The sequence below is a fragment of the Pseudomonas sp. P5_B2 genome (genome assembly GCF_056400445.1).
In genome coordinates, this window is record NZ_JBFULH010001225.1 from 1 (window position 1) to 834 (window position 834).

An 834-nucleotide genomic window follows, 5' to 3' on the forward strand; every position below is an offset into this window, starting at 1 on the left:
CGCCAAAAAGCGTGTCGCACTTGTCCACTCTGCTCTGCCCGTTCGCTCTTGAGGCTTAGTTCGGCCGCACGGAGATTGACGCCGACATAGGAGAGCAGGACCGGTAGCAAAATGAGATTGGTGAAAATCAGCACGGCAACGCCGATGCTGGCGATAATAGCCAAGTCTTGAATGACTTTGATTTGAATGATCATTAGTACGGCGAATCCCACCGCATCACAAAGCAGTGCGGTGAGACCGGCGAGAAACAGGCGACGAAACGTGAAGCGCGCTGCAACCACTCGGTGCATGCCACGACCAATGTCCTGCATAATTCCGTTCATTTTCTGGGCGCCATGACTCATGCCTATGGCAAACACCAGAAAGGGCACTAGGACCGAGTATGGGTCAAGCTCATACCCCAGCAATGGCAGCAATCCAAGCTGCCAAACAACCGCAACCAACGAGCAAAGCACGACCAAAAGTGTGCTTCGCAGGCACCGGGTATAGCCATAGAGAACCGCGGTCGTGATAGCAATGGCAGCGGCAAAGAACAGCATGATTTGCCCTAATCCATCAATCAGGTCCCCAACCTTCTTTGCAAATCCCGTGATGTGAATGTCGACGCTGTCATTTTGATACTCAGCGCGTAACGCCTCCAACTGAGCAGACAGTTTGGCGTAATCGAGTGGCTGGCCATCCGGCGTGCGTGAGAGCAAAGGAATGGAAATGATGCTGGACCGTTGGTCGAATGCAACCAACTGGCCAATCTCGTTAGACAGTTGCACATTGCTGCGCAACTCAGCGAGTGACGCGGGGCTGCCGTCGTACTTGTCAGGTATTGCCGGTCCACCC

Annotated in this window: 1 protein-coding gene; it reads right to left on the minus strand. The window is 53.8% G+C overall.

Annotated features, from left to right (window positions below):
* A partial coding sequence (locus AC1DRJ_RS30370; RefSeq protein WP_477805368.1) for an MMPL family transporter occupies positions 1–834 on the minus strand: 834 nt, incomplete at both ends.